This window comes from Citrobacter sp. TBCS-14 (genome assembly GCF_005280805.1).
GTDB lineage: Bacteria > Pseudomonadota > Gammaproteobacteria > Enterobacterales > Enterobacteriaceae > Citrobacter > Citrobacter gillenii.
The window spans coordinates 1-581 of sequence record NZ_SZWM01001235.1 but is presented as its reverse complement, the minus strand read 5'-3'; the positions used below and the strand labels follow the sequence as shown (position 1 = coordinate 581).

Below are 581 nucleotides of genomic sequence, written 5' to 3'. Positions count from 1 at the left end.
ACCTGGACGTTATCGGATACCAGCCAGGTATTGATCCACGGGATCGGGTTAGAGCGTGTCTGGAATGGCAAGTCAAGGCCAACAGCCTGCATACGGATATTGGTGATGTACTCAACGTACTGGCACAGGATATCTTTGTTCAGACCGATCATCGAACCGTCACGGAACAGATAATCCGCCCACTCTTTTTCCTGCAGCGCGGCCTGTACAAACAGGTCATAGCACTCTTGTTTACACTCTTCGGCGATTTCCGCCATTTCCGGATCGTCNTCGGCAATCTCTGCCATTTCCGGATCGTCTACGCCGCTGCGCAACAGGTTCAGCATATGCTGGGTGCCGGTCAGATGCAGGGCTTCATCACGGGCAATCAGACGAATGATTTTTGCATTACCTTCCATCAGTTCGCGTTCTGCAAAAGCGAAAGAGCAGGCAAAGCTGACGTAGAAGCGAATCGCTTCCAGCGCGTTAACGCTCATCAGGCACAGATACAGTTTTTTCTTCAGTTCACGCAGGTTGACGACAACCGTTTTACCATTGACTGTATGGGTGCCTTCGCCCAGCAGATGCCAGTAGCTGGTCAT

1 protein-coding gene is annotated in these 581 nt (G+C 51.6%); it reads right to left on the bottom strand.

The window, feature by feature from the left end; translation table 11 throughout:
• Window positions 1–581: class Ia ribonucleoside-diphosphate reductase subunit beta (gene nrdB / locus FDX22_RS26435; protein ID WP_146718019.1), on the bottom strand; the 581-nt coding region annotated here is incomplete at both ends.